Source organism: Joostella sp. CR20 (assembly GCF_038433465.1).
Taxonomy (GTDB): Bacteria; Bacteroidota; Bacteroidia; order Flavobacteriales; family Flavobacteriaceae; genus Galbibacter.
Map to the genome: position 1 here is coordinate 62,030 of NZ_JAESVF010000007.1, position 23,482 is coordinate 85,511.

At 36.3% G+C, this 23,482-nt stretch carries 18 protein-coding genes; 15 read left to right on the forward strand and 3 right to left on the reverse strand.

Annotation, left to right across the window (positions count from 1 at the left end; all coding sequences use genetic code 11):
- The first annotated feature begins 23 nt into the window (after window positions 1-23).
- The 3 genes from pxpA to JMA43_RS10285 are packed head-to-tail and all read left to right on the forward strand — an operon-like array spanning window position 24 to window position 2,305.
- Window positions 24-752 (forward strand): 5-oxoprolinase subunit PxpA, encoded by a 729-nt coding sequence (gene pxpA, locus JMA43_RS10275; RefSeq protein WP_342156454.1) that lies wholly within the window; start codon window positions 24-26, stop codon window positions 750-752.
- Window positions 745-1,479: a 5-oxoprolinase subunit PxpB gene (pxpB, locus tag JMA43_RS10280; protein ID WP_342156455.1), complete on the forward strand. Its 735-nt coding sequence runs from the start codon at window positions 745-747 to the stop codon at window positions 1,477-1,479. Before pxpA ends, pxpB begins: the two co-directional genes overlap by 8 nt.
- On the forward strand, window positions 1,463-2,305 hold the full coding sequence (locus JMA43_RS10285; RefSeq protein WP_342156456.1) for a 5-oxoprolinase subunit C family protein: 843 nt from the start codon (window positions 1,463-1,465) through the stop codon (window positions 2,303-2,305). Before pxpB ends, JMA43_RS10285 begins: the two co-directional genes overlap by 17 nt.
- Here the strand turns inward: JMA43_RS10285 and JMA43_RS10290 are convergent.
- Complete coding sequence (locus JMA43_RS10290) at window positions 2,260-2,847, reverse strand: hypothetical protein (RefSeq protein ID WP_342156458.1); 588 nt, start codon at window positions 2,845-2,847, stop codon at window positions 2,260-2,262. The genes JMA43_RS10285 and JMA43_RS10290 overlap by 46 nt on opposite strands.
- Before the next feature lie 1,028 nt (window positions 2,848-3,875).
- Here JMA43_RS10290 and JMA43_RS10295 point away from each other — a divergent pair.
- The 4 genes from JMA43_RS10295 (at window position 3,876) to JMA43_RS10310 (ending at window position 6,431) form a co-directional block, all read left to right on the forward strand.
- The gene (locus JMA43_RS10295) at window positions 3,876-4,247 is read left to right on the forward strand and encodes a hypothetical protein (RefSeq protein ID WP_342156460.1); all 372 of its coding nucleotides are present in this window, start codon (window positions 3,876-3,878) and stop codon (window positions 4,245-4,247) included.
- Window positions 4,248-4,550: 303 nt separating this feature from the next.
- Window positions 4,551-4,976: a hypothetical protein gene (locus tag JMA43_RS10300; protein WP_342156462.1), complete on the forward strand. Its 426-nt coding sequence runs from the start codon at window positions 4,551-4,553 to the stop codon at window positions 4,974-4,976.
- Between the two features lie 25 nt (window positions 4,977-5,001).
- Window positions 5,002-5,787 (forward strand): sensor histidine kinase, encoded by a 786-nt coding sequence (locus JMA43_RS10305; protein ID WP_342156464.1) that lies wholly within the window; start codon window positions 5,002-5,004, stop codon window positions 5,785-5,787.
- Window positions 5,787-6,431 (forward strand): response regulator transcription factor, encoded by a 645-nt coding sequence (locus JMA43_RS10310; RefSeq protein WP_342156466.1) that lies wholly within the window; start codon window positions 5,787-5,789, stop codon window positions 6,429-6,431. Before JMA43_RS10305 ends, JMA43_RS10310 begins: the two co-directional genes overlap by 1 nt.
- 652 nt (window positions 6,432-7,083) lie before the next feature.
- Here the strand turns inward: JMA43_RS10310 and JMA43_RS10315 are convergent.
- A complete protein-coding gene (locus tag JMA43_RS10315; protein ID WP_342156468.1) occupies window positions 7,084-8,982 on the reverse strand; it encodes a beta-N-acetylhexosaminidase in 1,899 nt (632 codons plus the stop codon).
- A 262-nt stretch (window positions 8,983-9,244) separates the two neighbouring features.
- Between JMA43_RS10315 and lon the strand changes: the two genes are divergently transcribed.
- From lon to rpsA, 3 genes are all read left to right on the forward strand, one after another.
- Window positions 9,245-11,695: an endopeptidase La gene (gene lon, locus JMA43_RS10320; protein ID WP_342156470.1), complete on the forward strand. Its 2,451-nt coding sequence runs from the start codon at window positions 9,245-9,247 to the stop codon at window positions 11,693-11,695.
- A gap of 293 nt (window positions 11,696-11,988) precedes the next feature.
- Complete coding sequence (gene cmk / locus JMA43_RS10325) at window positions 11,989-12,678, forward strand: (d)CMP kinase (protein WP_342156472.1); 690 nt, start codon at window positions 11,989-11,991, stop codon at window positions 12,676-12,678.
- Window positions 12,679-12,890: 212 nt separating this feature from the next.
- Window positions 12,891-14,669: a 30S ribosomal protein S1 gene (rpsA, locus tag JMA43_RS10330; RefSeq protein WP_342156474.1), complete on the forward strand. Its 1,779-nt coding sequence runs from the start codon at window positions 12,891-12,893 to the stop codon at window positions 14,667-14,669.
- Window positions 14,670-15,030: 361 nt separating this feature from the next.
- On the opposite strand, the gene JMA43_RS10335 is transcribed toward rpsA, so the two are convergent.
- Window positions 15,031-16,335, reverse strand: coding sequence for a cryptochrome/photolyase family protein (locus JMA43_RS10335; RefSeq protein ID WP_342156475.1), 1,305 nt, complete (start codon window positions 16,333-16,335; stop codon window positions 15,031-15,033).
- A 149-nt stretch (window positions 16,336-16,484) separates the two neighbouring features.
- On the opposite strand from JMA43_RS10335, the gene JMA43_RS10340 reads away from it, so the two are divergent.
- From JMA43_RS10340 to ilvC, 5 genes are all read left to right on the forward strand, one after another.
- Entirely contained in the window at window positions 16,485-17,330 is an 846-nt protein-coding gene (locus tag JMA43_RS10340) for a DUF2911 domain-containing protein (RefSeq protein WP_342156476.1), read from the forward strand.
- A 543-nt stretch (window positions 17,331-17,873) separates the two neighbouring features.
- Window positions 17,874-19,556, forward strand: coding sequence for a dihydroxy-acid dehydratase (gene ilvD, locus JMA43_RS10345; protein ID WP_342156478.1), 1,683 nt, complete (start codon window positions 17,874-17,876; stop codon window positions 19,554-19,556).
- A gap of 54 nt (window positions 19,557-19,610) precedes the next feature.
- Entirely contained in the window at window positions 19,611-21,344 is a 1,734-nt protein-coding gene (gene ilvB / locus JMA43_RS10350) for a biosynthetic-type acetolactate synthase large subunit (RefSeq protein WP_342156480.1), read from the forward strand.
- 69 nt (window positions 21,345-21,413) lie between these two features.
- Window positions 21,414-21,941 carry an acetolactate synthase small subunit gene (gene ilvN / locus JMA43_RS10355; RefSeq protein ID WP_342156482.1) on the forward strand — a complete coding sequence of 176 codons (528 nt, stop codon included), beginning with the start codon at window positions 21,414-21,416 and terminating at the stop codon, window positions 21,939-21,941.
- A 30-nt stretch (window positions 21,942-21,971) separates the two neighbouring features.
- Window positions 21,972-23,441 (forward strand): ketol-acid reductoisomerase, encoded by a 1,470-nt coding sequence (gene ilvC / locus JMA43_RS10360; protein WP_342156483.1) that lies wholly within the window; start codon window positions 21,972-21,974, stop codon window positions 23,439-23,441.
- Window positions 23,442-23,482: the final 41 nt, after the last annotated feature.

The following is a 23,482-nucleotide window of genomic DNA, read 5'->3' on the forward strand; positions in this document are numbered from 1 at the left end:
AAGCTTAATCTTTTACAGAAAATATGACAGAAATAAATATCAATTGCGATGTAGGTGAGGGGTTTCAAAACGAAGCCGACTTGATGCCGTACATCCAATCGTGTAATATTGCTTGTGGTGGCCATGCTGGCGATGCTCATTCTATAGCCGAAGTTGTAGCTATTGCGCAACAAAATAAGGTGGCTATTGGAGCGCATCCGTCGTATCCAGATGTTGAAAATTTTGGTCGGGTGTCTATGAAGCTTTCCGAAGAAAAATTATTAGCAACCCTACAAGCGCAATTACAATTATTTGAAAACGTACTTTCTCAACAAAATGCTGTTTTTCATCATATAAAACCACACGGCGCACTGTATAACGATTTGGCAAAAGATGAAGTTTTATCAACTGTATTTTTAAAGGCTGTACTTCCGTATAAAAAAAGTGTAGCACTGTACGCTCCTTATAAAAGTGCTATTGCGCGAAAGGCTTTGCAAAACGGATTCAGAATTTTTTATGAGGCTTTTGCCGACCGTGCTTATAACGACGATTTGTCGTTGGTAAGTAGAACCAAACCCAATGCTGTTTTAACTGATAAACAAGCTGTGTTACAGCAAGTTTTACAAATTGCTACGCAAGAAGAAGTTACAACCTATCAAAACACAAAAGTACCGCTAGAAGCTAGTACATTTTGCGTGCATTCTGACACCGAAAATGCGGTGGACATTGTAAAATATTTACACCAAAACAAACAAACTGTTACTCTTGGATAAGTTTAAAATTGAATACCGACCGTACGGCAATAAAGCTTTATTGATGGAATGGCCCCGCACTGTGAGTGAGGCTATTTTAAAAGATATATTGAAGTTTAAAAGTGTTATTGCTAAAGAAATAGAAAATGTAGAACTCATACCTGCCTACAATTCGTTAACGCTTATTGCTACGCAAAATATCGAGTTTTCAAAGTTAATAGCTCATTTAAAGACACTGTATAAACTAAATTATACGCAGGAAGATATCGAACGGAAATTATGGCATATTCCTGTGTGTTACGACCTCGATTTTGGAATTGACATGGAAGCTTTTTCGTTGGAAAAAAAACTAGCAATCGATGAAATTATTGAATTGCATACAGCGCCTTTGTACACTATTTACTGCATTGGTTTTTTACCTGGATTTATGTATTTGGGCGGACTTTCTAAAACTTTACATCATCCCAGACGTAAAGAACCGCGCTTACACATTCCGCAGGGTTCTGTAGGGATTGGAGGTGAGCAAACAGGTATTTATCCGCAGGAATCGCCAGGAGGTTGGAATATTATTGGCAACTCGCCAGTAAAAGTATTTAACCCAAGCAACGAGCCACCATGTGGGGTGCAAGTGGGCGATAAAATTAAATTTTACCCCATCAATAAAGACGAGCACGAACTTATTACCATTCAGGTAGATGCTAAAATTTTTCACCTTAAAACCTACGAGCTAGATGATACAAATACTTAATCCAGGATTTTATACTACCATTCAAGATTTAGGACGTTTTAGCTATCGTGATAAAGGAGTGCCTGTAAGTGGAGTGATGGATGCTATTTCGGCGCAATTTGCCAATAAGTTATTGGGAAATTCTAAAAACTCGGCAGTACTCGAAATAACAATGGTTGGCCCCGAATTACTCTTTGAGACCGAAACGCTTATTGCCATTAGTGGCGCAATTTTGTCGCCTAAACTTAATGGAAAACCTATTTTTAATGATGAAGTGTATCATGTTCAAAAAAACGATGTGTTGAGCTTTGGGAAATTAAAAAGCGGGTTTCGGTGTTATTTGGCGGTACAAGGTGGTTTTAAAACCGAAACAGTGTTGGGAAGCAAATCGTGGTATGTATCGCTTACCGAATTTTCGTATTTGCAAAAAGAAAAAACCTTAGAAATTGCCAAACGCAAGGAACATAAAATAAAAGCCCATTTGCCAGGTATGGACCACGATTTTAACCAAAAAGAACTCGAAGTTTACAAAGGGCCAGAATTCAACTTACTTACCAAAGAGCAAGAACAGCAAGTGTTGAGTGGCATTTTTAATGTTGCCAAAGAAAACAATAGGATGGCATATCAGCTAAAGCAACATTTGTATCCGCACTCGTATTCTATTTTAACCTCGGCAACACTTCCAGGAACGGTGCAACTTACGCCTTCGGGGAAACTTATTGTGTTAATGAAAGACGCTCAAACAACGGGCGGATATCCACGAATTTTACAACTTACAGAACAAGCAATTGCTTTGTTGGCTCAAAAACGTACTGGCGACGAACTTATTTTTACACTCATAGCATAAACTTCTTCGCAAATAAGCATTAAAATATCATCTTGTGGGAGTGCTTTTGCTACTTTAAACGCTTTTTCTTTAAAGCTGTCGTGGTTGATAAAAAGCGCCCATAAATTGGTAGCCATTTCGGTGAAGTTTTTCGGCGGAACCGAAGTTATAATATTGCTGTCGTAGGCAGTAAATATTAAGGTTTTAATAATATTTCTAGCGGTATTAATTTTGGTTTCTATGGGTTTTAATACCTCACTTACCGTTTGTGTAATGTTGGGGATAAGCGCCGATGTTGTATCGAGTTGGTATTTTTTCTGCGGAATACGTTGGTCAATAGCTGTGCGCGCATTGAGCAATTCGATGCGGTAAGTAGCTATGGTTGTAAATGCTGAAATTTGATTTCTACGGAAAATATCTTCTATTTCATTTAAAAACACATACAAAGCATCTGGCGCACTTCCGTCGTCGTTATCGAGCAATAGCTGTATTTTTCCTACCGAATGCGTTGTTTTTGTGTGTATATGATGGTACACATCGAGGTATGAAATAGTTGGTAACATAGCATTTTATTTTGTTGCAAGTTGCTGAAAATTAAGCGATTTGAAAAGGGGAAAATACCGTTTTTTGTTTTTTTAGTTTGAAGTCTTTAGTTTTTGGTTTTTAGTTTGAAGTTTCTTGTTTCGTCATTTCGACAGAGTGAGGCAACGAACGACGAGAAATCACATTACGTAAGGTTTTTTGGTTTTAGGTTTTTAGTTTCAAGTTTCTTGTTTCGTCATTTCGACAGAGCGAGGCAACGAGCGACGAGAAATCGCATTATGAAGGGTTTTAGGTTTTGGTTTTTTTGTTTGAAGTTTCTTGTTTCGTCATTTCGACAGAGTGAGGCAACGAGCGACGAGAAATCGCATTACGAAGGGTTTTAGGTTTTAGGTTTTTGGTTTGAGGTTGCAAAGATGCAGAGGTGCAGAGGGACAAAGTTTCAACCGAGAAACCCTTAACTATTTTACTTATTTACTCTTTCACTTCTTTTAAACAATTAACCGATTCAACGATTCAACAGGATGTGATACCTCGACTCCGCCTGTCTGCCGACAAAGGCAGGCTCGGTATGACTATTTATTTTCAATTGTCATTTCGACAGAGCGAGGCAACGAGCGACGAGAAATCGCATTATGAAGGGTTTTTGGTTTTGGTTTGAGGTTGCAAAGTTTCAAAATTGCAAAGTTGCAAAGGGACAAAGTTTCAATCGAGACAACCTTAACTTATTACCTCATTAACTTTTTCACTTTTCTAATAAGATGCGATACCTCGACTCCGCTCGGTATGACAGTTAGAAAGAAGGTTGTAATCGAGAAAACCTTAACTCATTAGCTCATTAACTCTTTCACTTCTCTTAAACAATTAACCGATTCAACAATTAAACAATTCAACAGTTAATCAATTAACTTTTTCATTTAAAAAAAACAATCAAGGTCTTTATAGATAGAAATAGCATTTCATCAAAAAAAATAAAAACGATATAAAAACTAAAAATAAAAATATCTATTTTAGTAAACGAAAGAAAAACCTTAACAATACCAACTGAAAAATGGCACAAAAACCTAAAAAATGCATTACGCATAAAAAGGCGTTAAAACTACAAGAAAAGTACGCTAAAACTATCGAGAAAACCCTTAAAAAAGAATACGGCAAAGACTTTGCAAGCCAATTTTGGTGGTCTGTAGAGGAGTTGGAGGAGTATATTGCTTATTTTAAGCAAGAAGCCAAAGACAAAGGTTATACCGATTTAGGCTTACGTTTTTCCTTAGGGAAATACGAAGACGACGACAAAGACGGAAACCTCTCGGGCTTTATTATGCCAACGGGCGTAAAAACTACTAAGGCACTTGCCGACGACCCCGAAATGATTGAGGACGTAGATTCTTATAATGATTCTATGACAGGGTGGCCACCAGCTTAGATATACCAGATGTTGTACTTACGAATTTTAATTTTTTTACTCATACTGGCTACCACTGTGGTGGCTGGTATGAGCTTTAAAAAGTACCAACATACCCCAAATCGAATTATTTTTTATTTGTTACTATGTACTGTTTTTACAGAGTTTGTAGGACATTTATATGCCTTCTTTTATTATTTTCCTAATGCTGAAATAACCATTCTTACAAAAAAATATTTTCCCAATAAAAATTATTGGATATATAATATTTTTAGGATTCTTACCTTTTATTTATACCTGTATTATTTTTTAAAAACGCTCCGTTTGCCTTTACACAAAACCATTGTAAAATGGCTTTTTGCAATATATACCTCCTGTATCATTGCCAATTTCTGGATGATTGAAAACACTTTTTTTGAAAAAAATATGATGTTTGTACGGTTTTTTGGAGGTATAGGCTTGCTCTTAGGTGCATTTTTGTATTTCCGAGAGGTGTTTTTATCAGAAAAAATAATAAATGTGTATCATCGGTTATCGTTTTGGGTCATTACAGGCTCTATGTTTTATTATTTAATAACAGTACCTATTATAATTTTCGATAAGTTTTTGTACGACCATCAAGATATTTATTTAAGTATTTTAGTGTGTTGTAATATAGTCCTTTATGGAAGTTTTATAATAGGGTTTATAATTCATAGGAGACGGAGTAATAACGCAGAAAACAGTAAATTGCAACCAAACAGAGGTTAACTTTTCAGTTTAAATAATCATTCCTATGGAAAGTAGAGAAGTACTTATTGGGGTTATTGTGTACGGAAGTCTGGTTGTATTACTGGTTACACTGATAGGAATTATTTCGTTTTTATTTTATCAGAAAAGCAGAAACAAACTTTTAATACAACGCGCAGAAGAGCGTCAAAAATTTCAGCAAGAATTAACGCATGCACAGGTAGAAATGCAAGAGCAAACCTACCGAAATTTAAGTTGGGAGTTGCACGATAACATTGGGCAATTGCTCTCTATAGCCAATCTCGAGGCAAACAGGTTGCGTTTTAGTCTTGATAAAGACGAGCAATTGAGTTACCAAGAGTTGCGCAATGTACTACGGCAAGGTGTTAACGAAGTCCGTTTATTATCGCACGCTTTAAATGCCGATGTGGTTTCGAGAGCGGGCTTAAAAACTTCTTTAGAAAACGAGTTAGAACGCTTTAAAAGACTCAACTTTTTGGAAGTAGATTATAAACTGAAAGGAACTCCTTTTGAAGTAGATAGCAAACACGAACTGATTATTTTTAGAATTTTTCAAGAGTGTTTTTCCAATGTGGTAAAGTACTCCAAAGCCACCAAATTAAAAATCGATTTGGAATATCATCCTTCAGAAATAATAATTAAAGTAGCCGATAACGGAATAGGTTTTAATACTGAAGAAGAAAAATCGGGCTCAGGAATGTTAAATATGCAAAACCGAGCCAATCTTATCGGTGCAAATTTATTGATTGAAAGTAAAATAAATGAAGGAGTTTCTGTAACTTTGACGTATCCAACCAAGCTAAACTCGTAATGAAAAAGTATACTATTGCCATTGTAGACGACCATTTATTATTTGCAAAATCCTTATCCTCTTTAGTAGAATCGTTTCAAAAATATGAAGTTACCTTTCATGCTGCAAACGGACAGAGTTTTATAAATACCATACAACACAAACCTTTACCAGATATCGTTTTAATGGATATTAATATGCCACAAATGAATGGTATCGAAACCATGAAATGGCTTAAAAAACACCATCCAAAACAAAAAGTATTGGCACTTTCGATGGACGATAACGAAACTACCATTATCCAAATGCTGTGCCATGGCGCCAAAGGTTACATTTTAAAAGATATTCATCCCGATTTTTTTGAGCGCGCCTTAAACGATGTGATTGAAAAAGGGTTTTATTATTCTGATATGATTACCGACGACCTTATGGATGCAGTGATGCGAGAAGAAGCCAACCCATCTGAAAATTTAATCAAACCTCGTGAAGCAGAATTTTTAAGGCATGCCTGCTCTGAAATGACGTACAAAGAAATTGCCTCGCTTATGAATCTTTCTCCAAAAACCATAGACGGCTACCGCGAAAGTTTGTTTTATAAACTCAACCTTAAAAGTAGAGTAGGACTGGTTCTTTACGGCATCCGAAATAGGTATGTTGAGATTTAGAATTTTTAGTTTTTGGTTTGAAGTTTCTGGTTTTAGGTTTTGGGTTTGAGGTTTTGGGTTTTTGGTTTGAAGTTGCAGAGAGACAAAGTTTCAACTGAGAAAACCTTAACTTATTACCTCATTAACTCTTTCACTTTCCTTATTTCGTCATTTCGACAGAGTAAGGAACGAACGACGAGAAATCGCATTATGAAGGGTTTTTGGTTTGAGGTTTTTTGTTTGAGGTTTCAAAGGTGCAGAGAGACAAAGTTTGAATCGAGATACCTTAACTTATTTACTTTTTACAATTCTCTTATTTCGTCATTTCGACAGAGTGAGGAACGAACGACGAGAAATCGCATTAGGAAGGGTTTTAGGTTTCTTGTTTTGTCATTTCGACAGAGTGAGGCAACGAACGACGAGAAATCTCATTAGGAAGGGTTTTAGATTTTTGGTTTTTAGTTTGAAGTTTCAATGGTGCAAAGGTGAAAAGAGACAAGGTTTTAAACGAGAAAACCTTTACTTTTTACCTCTTTCACTTATTTTAAACAATTAACCGATTCAACACTTCAACAAGATGAGATACCTCGACTTCGCCTGTCTGCCGACAAAGGCAGGCTCGGTATGACTTCAAATTATCAATTCTCAATTAATATTTATCAATTAAAAATTCTCACTCCCCATAATATTCCAACAAATCTTGAAGTTTTTCGATAGAATCGTCGAGACCACCGTTGCGGTTACGCAATAGCCAAGTCTGTTTTTGGTTTTCAATAATCGGTGCAAGTTCGTTTGCTAAAGCTTCTTTTTTTGCTGTTGGAATGTTTTCGGTGGCATAGTTTTTAGCTTTTAGTCTGGCTTCTCCCAAATGAGCGCCATGCAATGCAAGTGCCGAGGCTTGTTTGAGTTCGGCAATTACAATATCGGCATCTTTGGCGGTCGGTTTTCCTTGTGCTAAAATTGCCAAAGCCTTGTTGATTTCTTCTTCCGAAGCTTTTAAACCTTTTATCGTTAAATGTTTTGTTTGGTAATGTCCTTTCATTGTCCATCTAAAGCGACGCAACATCAAATGAAAAGCATTGGCATTTCCTGCAGGAATATCGGCTTTTAAATACGCATCGCCCAACATAAGTACAGCTTTGCCTGTGTTTCCTGTAGCATCTTCAAAAACATATTCATTCAGTAAAAACTCTAAGTTATCGACGGTGTTTTCGTTGTAATTCCACGAATATGAAGCGCCCAATAAAAAAGGAGCATAGCTAACAGATAGCGGTTGAAAGTGTCCGAAATCTCCCCAATTGGTGTTTAGAAAACCTTTTGCGCCATTTTTATAACCTTCTAGTGCCGCATTTTTTAAATTCTCGAAAGCGTTCGAATTCCGCCCGATTTCCGAACGCCAAGAAGAAGTACCAGGACACACGTAAAAGTCGAGTCCTGCTTCTTTAAATTTCGGTAAGTTTTCATCAAAAGGATAAGTAGCATCGTAGCCCCAAACTACGGCTGTCATATTTTTCGGAATATCTTTAATCAGTTCTGGATGATTTAAAATAATATCGCCCCAAAACTGTGCTTGGTAGCCTTGTTTATTTACTTCGTCGTTGAGTTGTGTAAGGTAATTTAAGTAGACTTGTCCTTTTCCGAGTTTCTCACAAGCATCTTTCGATTTTCCGAGGCAAAGTTCCACAGTTTCATCGCCACCAATATTAAAATATTTACTCGAAAAGTTAGGCAGTAACTCTTCGTACAAGCTCTTCATCAATTCAAAAGAAGCAGGGTCGGTAGGGTTTAAACTTGTGCGTTTGCGTTTTCCCCAAACAGTTTCGCAATCGTCGGGACATTCAGCCAAATCCAAATACGTATCGTGCTTCAGCCAATTTTCCATATGTCCAAACGAATTTTGATTCGGCACCAAATCGATATGGCGTTGGGTACAGTACGCATCGAGTTGCCTAATTTCTTCCGCAGTAAAAGGACTCGCATTTTTCCAAACCTCTTCGTGGTCTTTATAAGCAAACGTATGTTCGATATACAATTGTAATTCGTTAATTTTCCAAGTCGCCAATTTATCGATAAGTTGGTAGAGCGTTTCCATGGTAGGCACCTTATCGCGACTTACATCGAGCATTACGCCACGACGTTCAAAATTTGGCCAGTCGGTAATTGTTAGGCAAGGCAACGCTTTTTGTTGGTCTGCCGAGTAGGTAAGGAGTTGTAAAAGTGTTTGTTTTCCGTAGTATAAACCCGCCAAATTTTGCCCAGTAAGTTGGATGCTGTCGGTACTTATTTTTAGCGAATATTCCTGCGGTCGTAGGTTGAGTGAATCGATACTGAGATTGATGTATAATTTTGAAAAGCCAACTTTTTCAGCAATATCCATACTGCCCACAAAATCGTTATTGATTCCTAAACTGATGAGTTTTTGAAGTTGCGTAGCATTTGCAGGAGTCAACACAGTGCAGGAGTCGGAAACCGTAATCTTTTGAGGCGGATTGATAAGATAGTTTTGTATAGTTTGCGCCGTAGCGCTGTATATGGTAAGACAGAAAAAAAGGCCGTAAATAATACTTTTCATATAAAAAAATTAAATAGTTCTGAAAGATACTAATAAATTTAAAATGAAGATTGAGCTGTGTTTGGAGGATGAATTTTGCATATTTATAATAGAGAGAAATTGAAGAAGGCGTTACTATGGCACGGGTATTGCCTATACAAGTTGATTAAAATGTTAATTGTTGTGTAGAGCGAGTAAAATAGCAGTAAAAAAGACAATTAACTTTCTACAGAAACTGAAAAATAATATCCATTCTGTGTGACAGAATGACTTAAAAAATACTATGAGTAATAATAAATTTTTGAATATGGACAGTTTGTCATTGCAAAATATTGACGATGACGCCGAATTGATTCCGTTGATGACTCCAGAAGATGAGGAGGAAATAAATAATGAAGTTTTACCAGAAACGCTTCCAATTTTACCATTGAGAAATACAGTGCTTTTTCCAGGTGTGGTAATTCCGATTACGGCGGGAAGAGACAAATCGATTAAACTGATAAAAGACGCTTCTAACGGAAGTAAGGTGATTGGAGTTGTTGCTCAAAAAGACGAAACTGTTGAAGACCCAGCTATTAGCGATTTAAACACAACGGGAACTGTTGCTAGAATTCTACGAGTTTTAAAAATGCCCGATGGAAATACAACAGTAATTATACAAGGGAAAAAGCGTTTTGAAATTGAAGAAATCACTTCGACAGAGCCTTATTTTACTGCAAAAATTAAAGATTTACCAGAAGTAAAACCAGCAAACGATGATGAGGAGTTTCAAACCATTATCGATTCGATTAAAGAGTTGGCATTACAAATTATAAAAGAGAGTCCGAATATTCCTTCGGAAGCATCTTTTGCGATAAAAAATATTGAGAGTAATTCGTTTTTAATCAACTTTATTTCTTCAAATATGAATTTGGAAGTAAAGGACAAACAGCAATTACTTGAAACCCAAAATTTACAAGAAAGAGCGCTTAATACTTTGAAGTACATGAATGTTGAACTTCAGAAGTTGGCGCTTCGAAACGATATACAATCGAAAGTTCGTTCGGATTTAGACCAACAGCAACGCGAATACTTTTTACACCAACAAATGAAAACCATTCAGGAAGAATTGGGCGGGGTTTCTTATGAAGAAGAAGTTGAGCAAATGCGAGAGCGTGCTACCAAGAAAAAGTGGGATGCTAAAGTTAAAGAGCATTTTGACAAGGAATTGGCAAAAATGCAACGTATGAATCCGCAAGTTGCCGAATATTCTATTCAGCGTAATTATTTGGATTTGTTTTTGGACTTGCCATGGAATGAATTTTCAAAAGATAAATTCGATTTAAAACGCGCACAAAAAATATTAGATAGAGACCACTACGGACTCGAAGATGTTAAAAAGCGAATTATCGAATATTTGGCAGTTTTAAAGCTACGTAACGATATGAAATCGCCTATTTTGTGTTTATACGGACCTCCAGGAGTTGGGAAAACCTCTTTAGGGAAGTCGGTTGCCGAAGCCTTAGGGAGAGAGTATGTGCGTATTTCGTTGGGAGGTTTACGCGATGAAGCCGAGATTAGAGGGCACCGTAAAACTTATATTGGAGCGATGCCAGGAAGAATTATTCAGTCGCTTAAAAAAGCAGGAACATCCAATCCTGTGTTTATTTTAGATGAAATAGATAAACTTTCTAGTAGTCATAACGGCGATCCTTCTTCAGCAATGTTAGAGGTATTGGACCCAGAGCAAAACAAAGAGTTTTACGATAACTTTTTAGAAATGGGTTACGATTTATCGAAAGTAATGTTTATTGCTACTGCCAATAATTTAGGTCCAATTCAGCCAGCACTTCGCGACCGTATGGAAATTATCAATGTAACGGGATATACCATTGAAGAAAAGGTCGAAATTGGAAAACGTCATTTACTTCCGAAGCAATTAAAAGAACACGGATTAAAAGCAACCGATTTAAAAGTAGGGAAGAAGGAACTCGAAAAAATTGTTGAAGGTTACACTCGCGAGTCGGGTGTTAGAGGACTTGATAAGCAAGTAGCAAAGATGGTGCGCCACGCAGCAAAATCGATTGCTATGGAAGAAGAATACAATGTAAAAGTTACCCCAGAAGATGTTGTTGAAGTTTTGGGTGCTGCTCGTTTAGAACGCGATAAATACGAAAATAACGATGTTGCCGGAGTGGTAACAGGTTTGGCTTGGACGAGTGTTGGAGGTGATATTTTGTTTATCGAATCGATACTTTCTAAAGGAAAAGGAGCGCTTTCAATTACTGGAAATTTAGGAAAAGTAATGAAAGAGTCGGCTACCATTGCGATGGAATATATCAAATCGAATGCCGAAAGTTTAGGAATTAAACCAGATATTTTCGATAAGTACAATGTGCATATTCACGTGCCAGAAGGAGCAACACCAAAAGATGGTCCAAGTGCCGGAATTACGATGCTTACTTCGTTGGTGTCTTTATTCACTCAGAAAAAAGTAAAGAAAAATATTGCGATGACTGGCGAAATTACACTTCGTGGAAAAGTATTACCAGTTGGAGGAATCAAAGAAAAAATACTTGCGGCTAAAAGAGCTCGTATTAAAGAATTGATTTTATGTAACGAAAACAAACGCGATATTTTAGAAATAAAAGAAGAGTATTTAAAAGGACTGACTTTTCATTATGTAAATGAAATGAGCGAAGTAATTGATATTGCAATCACCGACCAAAAAGTGAAGAACGCGAAGGAGTTGTAGGGAAGAGGTAATTATTAATTTATAATAAGAAGTCATACCGAGCCTGCCTTTGTCGGCAGACAGGCGGAGTAGAGGTACCCCATAAAGTTTAACTGTTGAAGTGTTTAATCGGTTAATTGGATTAATAAGTGAAAAAGTAAAATAGTTAAGATTTTCTCAGTTGAAACTTTGTCTCTCTGCACCTTTGAAACTTTGCAACCTCAAACCAAAAACCTCAAACCAAAAACCTCAAACCAGAAACATCAAACACGAAACGCGAAACAAAAACCTTTAAGGCAATAATAAATAAACAAATGAAAAAAATAACAATCGCAATTGACGGATTTTCATCCACAGGGAAAAGTACCATTGCAAAGCAATTGGCAAAAAAGCTAAACTATGTGTACGTAGACACTGGCGCGATGTACCGAGCGGTTGCATTGTTTGCGCTTAACAATGGTTTTATTTCAGAAAAAGGAGTTGATATAGTTAAGTTGATTGAGAAATTACCAACAATTGATTTGAGTTTTAAACGCAATGAAACTTCTGGAAATGCCGATATGTACTTAAACGGGGAAAATGTAGAAAAGGAAATTCGAACTTTACGCGTGTCGAATGTGGTGAGTACAGTAGCCGCTATTTCTGAGGTTCGAAAAAAGCTAGTAGAACAACAGCAAATAATGGGCGCCGAAAAAGGTGTTGTAATGGATGGGAGAGATATAGGAACTGTTGTTTTTCCTGATGCTGAATTAAAACTGTTTATGACTGCTTCTGCGGAAAAAAGAGCATTCAGAAGATATAAAGAACTTTTAGACGGTGGTGAAAGTGTGGTTTTTGAAGATGTTTTGAAGAATGTACAAAATCGCGACCATATCGATTCAACTCGAGAAGATTCTCCATTATTGCAAGCCCCCGATGCTATAGAATTTGATAATAGTGATATGGGCTTAGAAGAACAATTTGAACGCATCTACAATTTCGCACTTCGAATTATAGAAGCTTAAATATTAAACTTAAAATATTCATTTGAATTTCAGTTATTTAAACTTTCAGTCTAATTATTTGAAAATCAAAAAATAAGTTGTAAATTTGCACTCCTTTTTAGCATACCCAAGAGGGAAAAGGGATTGAAAATCAATTTTTTATATAAACATCTTCTGTGTTTAAATTGTGTTAACCTCTTGATTTAAAGCAGAATACAAATTTTTATCAGCACATGGCTGAAACTAAAGAAAACACAGCAAAAGAAACTGTTTCAAAAGAAGAGTTTTTACAAAATTTCAACTGGCACAACTACCAAGAAGGTATTGATCAAGTTGAAGATGCTAAATTAAAAGAATTCGAAAACTTAGTAGAAGAGAACTTTGTAGATACAGCTGATGAGGAAGTTGTTGAAGGAACTGTAGTTCATTTAACAGACAGAGAAGCGATTATCGATATCAACGCGAAGTCTGAAGGTGTAATCTCTTTAAACGAGTTTCGTTACAATCCAAACTTAAAAGTTGGAGACAAAGTAGAAGTTTTAATCGACGTTCGCGAAGATAAAACTGGACAGTTAGTATTATCTCACCGTAAAGCTAGAACTATCAAAGCTTGGGATAGAGTTAATGCAGCTCATGATAAAGCAGAAATTGTTAACGGTTTTGTTAAGTGCAGAACTAAAGGAGGTATGATTGTAGACGTATTCGGTATCGAAGCGTTCTTACCAGGATCTCAAATTGATGTGAAGCCAATCCGCGATTACGATGCGTATGTTGGTAAAACAATGGAATTCAAAGTTGTTAAAATCAACCACGAATTTAAAAACGTTGTTGTTTCTCACAAAGCGCTTATCGAAGCAGATATCGAAGAGCAGAAAAAAGAAATCATCGGGCAGCTTGAAAAAGGTCAAGTACTTGAAGGGACCGTTAAGAATATTACTTCTTACGGGGTATTCATCGACCTTGGTGGCGTAGATGGTCTTATCCATATTACAGACCTTTCTTGGTCTCGTATCAACCACCCGAACGAGGTTGTTGAGTTAGATCAGAAATTAAACGTTGTAATTTTAGACTTTGATGATAACAAATCTAGAATTCAATTAGGTCTTAAACAATTACAAAAACACCCATGGGAAGCTTTAGGTGAAGACGTTAAAGTTGGAGATAAAGTAAAAGGTAAAGTAGTTGTTATTGCAGATTACGGTGCGTTTATCGAAGTAGCTGATGGTGTTGAAGGATTAATCCACGTTTCTGAAATGTCTTGGTCTACACACTTACGTTCAGCTCAAGATTTCGTAAACGTAGGAGACGAAGTAGAAGCAGTAGTTCTTACTTTAGATAGAGAAGATCGTAAAATGTCTCTTGGAATTAAGCAATTAACTCCAGATCCATGGACTGATATCACTACTAAATACCCTGTAGGTTCTAAGCACACAGGTATCGTACGTAACTTTACAAACTTTGGAGTATTTGTTGAATTAGAAGAAGGAATTGACGGATTGATTTACATCTCTGATCTTTCTTGGACTAAGAAAATCAAACACCCATCTGAATTTGTAAACGTAGGAGACAAATTAGAAGTTGAAGTTCTTGAGTTAGACGTTGACGGACGTAAATTAAGTCTTGGTCACAAACAAACTACAGAAAACCCTTGGGATAAGTACGAAGCAGAATTTGCTGAAGGAACTGTTCACAATGCAGAAATTTCTGAGTTAGTTGACAAAGGAGCTACAATCGAGTTTAACGAAGATATCGTAGCATTTGTTCCTTCTCGTCACTTAGAGAAAGAAGATGGTAAGAAGTTGAAAAAAGGAGATACAGCAGATTTCAAAATCATTGAGTTCAACAAAGAATTCAAAAGAGTTGTAGCTTCTCATACAGCTATCTTCAAAGAAGAAGAAGAGAAAAACGTTAAAGCTGCTGCAAAACGTAGCAACCAAGCAGAGAAAACTACTCTTGGTGATGCTAATGCTGAGCTTCAAGCGTTGAAAGATAAAATGGAAGGGAAAAACTAATTTCTATTTCATTTAAAAATTAAACCCTCCAATTCGGAGGGTTTTTTTATGTCTTATTTTTATGAATGTCCGCAATCTGTCATAATGTACAGTCACCTCGAGCGTAGTCGAGAGGTAATTTGGCTTCACAGCTTTAAATAAGGTCTCGACTACGCCTGTCTGCCGACAAAGGCAGGCTTGACTTGACATTTTAATCTTGGTATGATATTATAGATATTCAATATTTTTTAAATCAGTCTAGACTTTCCTGCCTGCCTTTGTCGGCTCTTAGGTTTGTTTCGTTTTTGTGTCAAGACAAAAATGAAAGAACTAATTAAAACGTTACAGGACGTTACCTCTTAAATATGATTCAACAGAAGTACTACTTTAACGCTTCCTTATAAGTACGTAAACAACGTTCGCGTGCTTCTTTATGATCTACAATTTTTTCAGGATATGTAAGTTCGTTATAATCTTTCACCCAAGTTTGGATGTATTTCAAATCTTTGTCGAATTTTTTAATTTGAGTAGTAGGGTTAAAAATTCTAAAATATGGTGCAGCATCAACGCCACTTCCTGCAGCCCATTGCCAATTCCCAACATTACTACTCAACTCGTAATCGAGTAGTTTTTTGGCAAAATAAGCCTCGCCCCAACGCCAATCGATAAGAAGATGTTTGCATAAAAAACTAGCAACCAACATTCGTACGCGGTTGTGCATATAGCCAGTTTCATTAAGTTGTCGCATCCCTGCATCAACTAGCGGATATCCAGTTTTTCCTTCGCACCATTTTTTAAATTCTGTTTCGTTATTTCTCCATTGAATACGGTCGTATTTTTCACGGAAGGCATTGTGTGTGGTTTTTGGAAAATGCCATAAAATTTGCATAAAAAACTCCCTCCATATCAATTCATTAAAAAAAGCTTCCCCTTTGTTTACAATTGTTTTTTTTATGATACTTCGGATGCTTACAGTGCCAAACCTTAAATGAACGCTTAAATTGCTAGTAGCATTTTCCGCAGGAAAATCTCTTGTGTCTTTGTAATTGCTGATGAGTTTTTCTGAAATATCGTAGTCTTTCACACTGATGGCCGATTTTTCAAAACCAATTTCTTCTAAAGTGAGTTGTGGAAGTTTTGTATTTTTATAAAAGTTTCGAAATTGATTTTCAGTATCACTTTCAGTTAATAATGAAGTTTTAAACGTAGCTTTCCATTTTTTCATGTACGGCGTGTACACTACGTAAGGATCGCCGTCGTCCTTTACAATCTCGTCTTTTTCAAATATTACTTGATCTTTATACGTTTTAAATTCAATTTCATTTTCTTTTAAAAACTCAGCTATTGCTTGGTCTCTTTTTCGTGCATAAGGTTCGTAATCGTGGTTGGTGTAAACAGCCTCAATTTTGTATTCAGCAATTAAATTTTTAAAAACATCAAGCGGGGAGCTGTAGTAAAGTGCAATCGAACTTTGATGCTTTTCTTGTAGTGTACTTCTGAGTTTTTGGAGTGTTTCATAAATAAGAGTAACGCGAGCATCGTCTTTTGGAAGTTCGGTTAAAATGTCTTTGTCGAATATAAAAATAGGTAAAACAGGAAGTTTACTTTGTAATGCTTTATTTAGTGCTGTATTATCGTCAATTCGTAAGTCTCTTCGGAACCAAAATAGAGCAATGGGAGTTTTCATTTGTAGGCGGATGTTATTTCTGTTTAATAAAATCAGTATAAAATTAAACAAAATTAAATTGGCAATCGATTCTTTTTAAGGTTTCATTAACAATTAGAATCTAGTTAATATGTAAATTCGTGGAGATTCTAACTAATTAATAGATTAAAATGAAAAAACTTTTCCTTTCTGCATTTGCGCTTTTAGCGATAAATTTTGCGAGCGCACAAATTACAACACCACAACCTAGTCCGACTTCAAAGTTGGAGCAAAAAGTTGGATTAACCGACGTTACTGTTGCGTATTCACGACCATCGATGCGTGGACGTGCAGTGTTTGGAGACTTGGTTCCTTATGGAGAAATCTGGAGAACTGGAGCAAACCAAAACACGATAGTTACTTTTAGTGACGATGTTAAAATAGGAGGTTCTACCGTAAAAAAAGGAAGCTATGCTTTGTACACCAAACCAAATCAAGGAAGTTGGGAAGTGTATTTTTACACAGATACAAACAACTGGGGAAATCCAGAAAAATGGGATGATAGCAAAGTAGCGGCAAAGCTTACAGCCGAAACGTATCAATTACCTTTTGAAGTTGAAACTTTTACAATTGATGTAGATAATTTAACAAACAATGGCGCTTCTTTAGGGATTTTATGGGAGAACACGTATGTAGAAGTGCCTTTTGAAGTTCCAACTTCAGAAAAAGCAACTGCGAGTATTGAAAAAGTAATGGGAGGTCCACAAGCTGGCGATTATTATGCTGCTGCAGTTTACTATTTACAAGAAGATAAAAATTTAGATCAGGCGCAAGAGTGGATTGATAAAGCTATTTCAATGCAAAAAGAGCCACCGTTTTGGATGCTTCGTCAAAAATCGTTAATTCAAGCTAAAAATGGTGATACCAAAGGAGCTATTGCTACCGCTAAACAATCGTTGGCAGCAGCAGAGAAAGCAGGAAACAAAGATTATATCAAGCTAAATCAAGATTCAATATCAGCTTGGGAAGCACAATAAACAATCAATTTTGAAATATTTTTCTGTAAAATGTTTTTTCAGCAAAAAAAATATTCATAATATTGAAGTATGAACAAACAACTAATTAACATCGTTTCTATTCAAGTCGCAGTGATTATTTCATTGGGATAGGGAAGGATGTGATTATAATATAACAAAGCCTTCCTATTTTCGGAAGGCTTTTTTTATTGCCAAATTTTATGAAATATATAAAAGTCATTAGCAGCGTCATTATTATTAATTCAACTTAAGTTGATATGATTCTGTATGTATAAAAAGGACTTGTATCAATGTTGATGCAAGTCCTTTTTCTTTTTATACGCTGAATTTAGACGCTATATTTTGAAAGAAATAGATTAAAAATCATAAAAAATTACAGTTGAATGTCCTAAAAAAATGCATTTAACTTACTGAAAAACATATAATTAACTGTTAATGATTGCAATTGAATTTAAAGTTAAAAGATAAATACAGGAAAAATTAGAAAAACATTAATATAATTTTGAATATCATTAAATAATACTCGAAAATTTAACATATAAAGTGAATTTAAAAAAATTTAGTTACCAAGTTACACAAGACCCAACGCTACCAGCAGCACAAGCCATGTTGCATGCTTTGGGATTAACAGATGAAGATTTACAAAAGCCTTTTGTAGGGATTGCAAGTACAGGGTACGAAGGTAACCCTTGTAATATGCACCTAAACGATTTGGCTACGCATGTTAAAAAAGGAACAGAAAATGCAAATTTAGTAGGGCTGATTTTTAACACCATTGGAGTGAGTGATGGAATTTCTAACGGAACTCCAGGAATGCGTTTTTCATTACCTTCTAGAGATATCATTGCCGACTCTATGGAAACGGTTGTCGAAGCGATGAGTTATGATGCTTTGGTAACTGTTGTAGGATGCGATAAAAATATGCCTGGTGCTTTAATGGCGATGTTGCGTTTAAACCGTCCTTCAATTTTGGTGTACGGAGGAACTATTGCCTCTGGATGCCACAAAGGAGAAAAACTTGATATCATATCTGCTTTTGAGGCCTACGGAAAGAAAGTAGCAGGAACTATAGATGAGTCTGAATTTAAAGAAGTAATTCATAAAGCCTGCCCAGGAGCAGGAGCTTGTGGGGGGATGTACACCGCAAATACAATGGCTTCGGCTATTGAGGCGTTGGGAATGTCGTTGCCTTTTAACGCATCCAATCCTGCGGTAAGTTCAGAAAAAATAAAAGAGCAAGAGTCAGTAAAAGCTGGAGAAGCACTTCGATACTTAATTGAAAATGATATCAAACCATTAGATATCGTTACTAAAAAGTCCTTAGAAAATGCTTTTAGATTGGTTACTGTTTTAGGAGGTTCAACCAATGCAGTTTTACACTTTTTGGCAATTGCAAAAGCAGCACAGCTTGAGTTTACGTTAGAAGATTTTAAACGTATAAGTGATAATACTCCTTTGTTGGCCGATTTAAAACCAAGTGGAAAGTATTCTATGGAAGATTTACACGGAGTGGGAGGAATTCCAGGAGTTTTAAAATACATGCTTGAAAACGGAATGTTACACGGCGATTGTTTAACGGTTACAGGAAAAACATTGGCTGAAAATTTAGCCGATGTTCCTAACTTAATTGATGGACAAGAAATCATTAAAACATTAGACAAGCCAGTAAAAGATACAGGACATATCCGTATCCTATTTGGAAATCTTGCTACTGAAGGTGCCGTGGCAAAAATTACAGGAAAAGAAGGACTTTCGTTTAAAGGGCCAGCAAATGTATTTGATAGCGAGGCAGCAGTAAATGAAGGAATAAAATCTGGAAAAGTTAAAAAAGGAGATGTGGTTATCATCCGTTATGAAGGACCAAAAGGAGCACCAGGAATGCCAGAAATGCTAAAACCAACTTCTTCTATTATGGGTGCTGGTTTAGGAAAAGATGTGGCACTTATTACCGACGGACGTTTCTCTGGAGGTTCGCACGGATTTGTAGTCGGGCACGTTGCTCCAGAAGCACAAGTAGGAGGGAATATAGCCTTGGTGGAAAACGGAGACATCATTTCGATTGATGCTGTAAACAACACAATAGATATTGAAATTTCTGAAGAAGAACTTTCAGAAAGAAGAGCAAAATGGGTAGCTCCACCTTTAAAGATACAAAGAGGAGCATTATATAAATATGCTAAAACGGTTTCTTCAGCCTCAAAAGGGTGTGTAACCGACGAATTTTAGATCATCCAATTTGATAATTGCAACAGGGAAGCTGCAACTAAAAGATTGTTACTTATGGAAGTAAAAACATTGAAAAAAGAGGAAAGTAAAACCGGAACTACAATTAGAATTTCGGGAGCTGAAGCAGTAATTCACTGTTTGTTAGCCGAAGGCATTGATACTGTTTATGGATATCCAGGCGGTGCAATTATGCCAATTTATGATGAGTTGTACAAGTTTAGAGACGAACTTCATCATGTATTAACAAGACATGAGCAAGGTGCTACGCATGCTGCGCAAGGGTATGCACGAGTTTCTGGAAAAGTAGGGGTCGCAATGGCTACTTCGGGACCAGGAGCTACCAATTTAATTACCGGAATTGCCGATGCGCAAATCGATTCGACACCAATGGTTTGTATCACCGGGCAAGTAGCACGTCATCTTTTAGGTTCTGATGCCTTCCAAGAAACAGATATCGTAGGAATTTCTACACCTGTTACCAAGTGGAATTATCAAATTACGGAGGCTTCAGAAATACCAGAAATTATGGCAAAAGCTTTTTATATTGCCAAATCTGGTCGTCCTGGACCTGTATTGATTGATATTACTAAAAATGCGCAGTTCGAAGAGTTTGATTTTGAATATCAAAAATGTACTGCCATCCGTAGTTATACAGCAAAACCAACCGTAGAAACTTCAAAAATAGAAGAAGCTGCAAAACTGATAAACAATGCCAAAAAACCAATGATTGTTTGGGGACAAGGTATTATTTTAGGAAAAGCAGAAGCCGAATTAAAAGCGTTTGTAGAAAAAGCAGGAATACCTGCCGCTTGGACTATTTTAGGAGCTTCGGCATTGCCTTCAACGCATCCTTTAAATGTTGGGATGGTAGGAATGCACGGAAATTATGCGCCTAATTTACTTACTAACGAGTGTGATGTGTTAATTGCACTAGGAATGCGTTTTGACGACCGTGTAACGGGCGATTTATCGACCTATGCAAAACAAGCTAAAGTGTTGCATTTTGAAATTGACCCTGCCGAAATTAACAAAAATGTTCATGCCGATGTTCCTGTTTTAGGTGATGTGAAAGAGTCGTTACAGCAGTTATTACCGCTTGTAAATGAAAACAAACACGAAGCTTGGCACAACGAGTTTAAAGCAAAATACCAGATAGAGTTTGATAAAGTAATTAAGAACGACATTCACCCAGAGAAAGAAGGTTTAACGATGGGAGAGGTTATCGAGCAAATTAATATTGCATCCAACCGCGAAGCTGTTATTGTTTCCGATGTAGGTCAGCATCAAATGATTGCGTGTCGTTATGCTAAATTCAACACCACCAAAAGTAACATTACTTCTGGGGGTTTAGGAACTATGGGGTTTGCACTTCCAGCGGCTATTGGAGCTAAAATGGGAGCGCCAGACCGTGAAGTTGTTGCTGTTGTTGGAGATGGAGGTTACCAAATGACAATTCAAGAATTGGGAACTATTTTCCAATCGCAAGTCCCTGTAAAAATAGTGGTGCTTAACAATGAGTTTTTAGGAATGGTACGCCAGTGGCAACAATTATTTTTTGATAAACGATATGCTTCTACAGAAATGACAAATCCAAATTTTGTTGCTATTGCTGAAGGGTATCATATCCAAGCTAAAAAAGTAACCAAAAGAGAAGATTTGGAAGCTGCAGTACATGAAATGATTGCTTCACCAGATGCGTATTTCTTAGAAGTTTGCGTGGAAAAAGAAGATAATGTATTCCCGATGATTCCTACAGGAGCTTCGGTTTCAGATATTCGTTTGAGTTAAAAATTAGCAACTTTATTTTGATTGAAACAAATGTTCAGTCAGCAGTAAAATGCTAGTAACAAGATAATAATGGAAGAAAATAAAACATTTACTATATCGGTTTATTCTGAAAACAACGTAGGTTTATTAAACCGAATTTCTGGAATATTTTTGAAAAGACATATCAATATTGAAAGTCTAAATGTTTCAAAATCAGAAATCGACAATGTGTCTAAATTTACAATTGTGGTACACACTACAGAAGAGTGGACACGTAAAATTGTTGGGCAAATTGAAAAGCAAATAGAAGTAATAAAAGCGTATTATCACACCGATGATGAAACGATATTTTTAGAAAATGCACTTTTTAAAATTGCTTCAAATTTATTGTTTGACGAGCGTCAAATTCAAAATATCATCAAAGAAAATCATTCAGATATTGTAACGGTTTCGCCTCAGTTTTTTGTGATTTCAAAATCGGGAAGACGTGAAGAAATTGAAAATATGTACGAGCAATTAAAACCTTACGGAATTATGCAATTTGTTCGTTCAGGAAGAATTTCAGTATCAAAATCAGAAATGCAAATTTCAAATCTTTTAAAAGAATTTCAACTTTAATTAATCAACTAAAAATAACAAATAGAAAAAATGGCAAATTATTTTAATACACTTTCACTAAGACAGCAATTGGAGCAATTGGGAGTTTGTGAATTTATGGATATCTCTGAGTTTAGTGATGGTGTAGAGAAGCTAAAAGGTAAAAAAGTAGTAATTGTAGGTTGTGGAGCGCAAGGACTTAACCAAGGACTTAACATGAGAGATTCTGGGTTAGATGTTTCGTATGCACTTAGAGAGGGCGCTATTAAAGAAAAAAGACAATCGTATGTAAATGCTTCTGAAAACGGATTTACTGTTGGAACTTATGAAGAGTTGATTCCTACGGCCGATTTGGTTTGTAACTTAACACCAGATAAACAACATACCAACGTAGTGAGTACGATTATGCCGTTAATGAAAAAAGGTGCTACTTTATCGTATTCTCACGGATTTAATATTGTTGAAGAAGGAATGAAAGTGCGCGAAGATATTACCGTAATTATGGTTGCGCCAAAATGTCCTGGTTCGGAAGTTAGAGAAGAATATAAAAGAGGATTTGGGGTACCAACATTAATTGCTGTACACCCTGAAAACGACCCAGAAGGAAAAGGTTTAGAGCAAGCGAAGGCTTATGCTGCTGCTACTGGAGGACATAAAGCTGGAGTGTTGCGTTCTTCTTTTGTAGCTGAAGTAAAATCGGATTTAATGGGAGAGCAAACCATTTTATGTGGATTGTTGCAAACAGGTTCGATTCTTTCATTTGATAAAATGGTAGAAAAAGGAATTGACGCTGGTTATGCTTCAAAACTTATTCAATACGGATGGGAAACCATTACAGAGGCTTTAAAGCACGGTGGAATTACCAACATGATGGATCGTTTGTCGAATCCTGCAAAAATTGAAGCGTTTAAAATTTCAGAAGAATTAAAAGAAATTATGCGTCCGCTTTTCCAAAAGCATATGGATGATATTATGAGCGGTCATTTCTCGAAAACCATGATGGAAGATTGGGCAAACGACGATAAAAATTTATTGACTTGGAGAGCTGCTACAGGAGAAACAGCTTTTGAAAAAACACCAGCGGGAGATGTTGCAATTTCAGAACAAGAGTATTTTGACAATGCTGTTTTGATGGTTGCTTTTGTAAAGTCGGGTGTAGAATTGGCTTTTGAAACAATGACAGAAGCTGGTATCATTGAAGAATCGGCTTATTATGAATCGTTACACGAAACGCCACTTATTGCAAACACCATTGCTAGAAAGAAATTATTTGAAATGAATCGAGTTATTTCGGATACTGCAGAGTACGGATGTTATTTATTCGACCATGCGTGTAAACCACTTTTAACTGATTTTATGAAAAAGGTAGATACTAATATTATTGGGAAGCCTTTTGCAACTTCAAATGCTGTTGATAATAAAGAATTGATTGAGGTAAATGCACAAATCCGAAATCATCCTGTAGAAGAAGTAGGAGCTTGGTTGCGTTCTTCAATGACAGCAATGAAAAAGATAGTTTAACGTCCCTTCCAACTTCTTCAAAATGGAGGAGAGATAGGGCA

Coding starts and splice junctions, on each gene's coding strand:
- pxpA (WP_342156454.1), top strand. CDS start 24: ATGACAGAAATAAATATCAATTGCGATGTAGGTGAGGGGTTTCAAAAC.
- JMA43_RS10285 (WP_342156456.1), top strand. CDS start 1,463: ATGATACAAATACTTAATCCAGGATTTTATACTACCATTCAAGATTTA.
- JMA43_RS10290 (WP_342156458.1), bottom strand. CDS start 2,847: ATGTTACCAACTATTTCATACCTCGATGTGTACCATCATATACACACA.
- JMA43_RS10295 (WP_342156460.1), top strand. CDS start 3,876: ATGGCACAAAAACCTAAAAAATGCATTACGCATAAAAAGGCGTTAAAA.
- JMA43_RS10305 (WP_342156464.1), top strand. CDS start 5,002: ATGGAAAGTAGAGAAGTACTTATTGGGGTTATTGTGTACGGAAGTCTG.
- JMA43_RS10310 (WP_342156466.1), top strand. CDS start 5,787: ATGAAAAAGTATACTATTGCCATTGTAGACGACCATTTATTATTTGCA.
- JMA43_RS10315 (WP_342156468.1), bottom strand. CDS start 8,982: ATGAAAAGTATTATTTACGGCCTTTTTTTCTGTCTTACCATATACAGC.
- lon (WP_342156470.1), top strand. CDS start 9,245: ATGAGTAATAATAAATTTTTGAATATGGACAGTTTGTCATTGCAAAAT.
- cmk (WP_342156472.1), top strand. CDS start 11,989: ATGAAAAAAATAACAATCGCAATTGACGGATTTTCATCCACAGGGAAA.
- rpsA (WP_342156474.1), top strand. CDS start 12,891: ATGGCTGAAACTAAAGAAAACACAGCAAAAGAAACTGTTTCAAAAGAA.
- JMA43_RS10335 (WP_342156475.1), bottom strand. CDS start 16,335: ATGAAAACTCCCATTGCTCTATTTTGGTTCCGAAGAGACTTACGAATT.
- JMA43_RS10340 (WP_342156476.1), top strand. CDS start 16,485: ATGAAAAAACTTTTCCTTTCTGCATTTGCGCTTTTAGCGATAAATTTT.
- ilvB (WP_342156480.1), top strand. CDS start 19,611: ATGGAAGTAAAAACATTGAAAAAAGAGGAAAGTAAAACCGGAACTACA.
- ilvN (WP_342156482.1), top strand. CDS start 21,414: ATGGAAGAAAATAAAACATTTACTATATCGGTTTATTCTGAAAACAAC.
- ilvC (WP_342156483.1), top strand. CDS start 21,972: ATGGCAAATTATTTTAATACACTTTCACTAAGACAGCAATTGGAGCAA.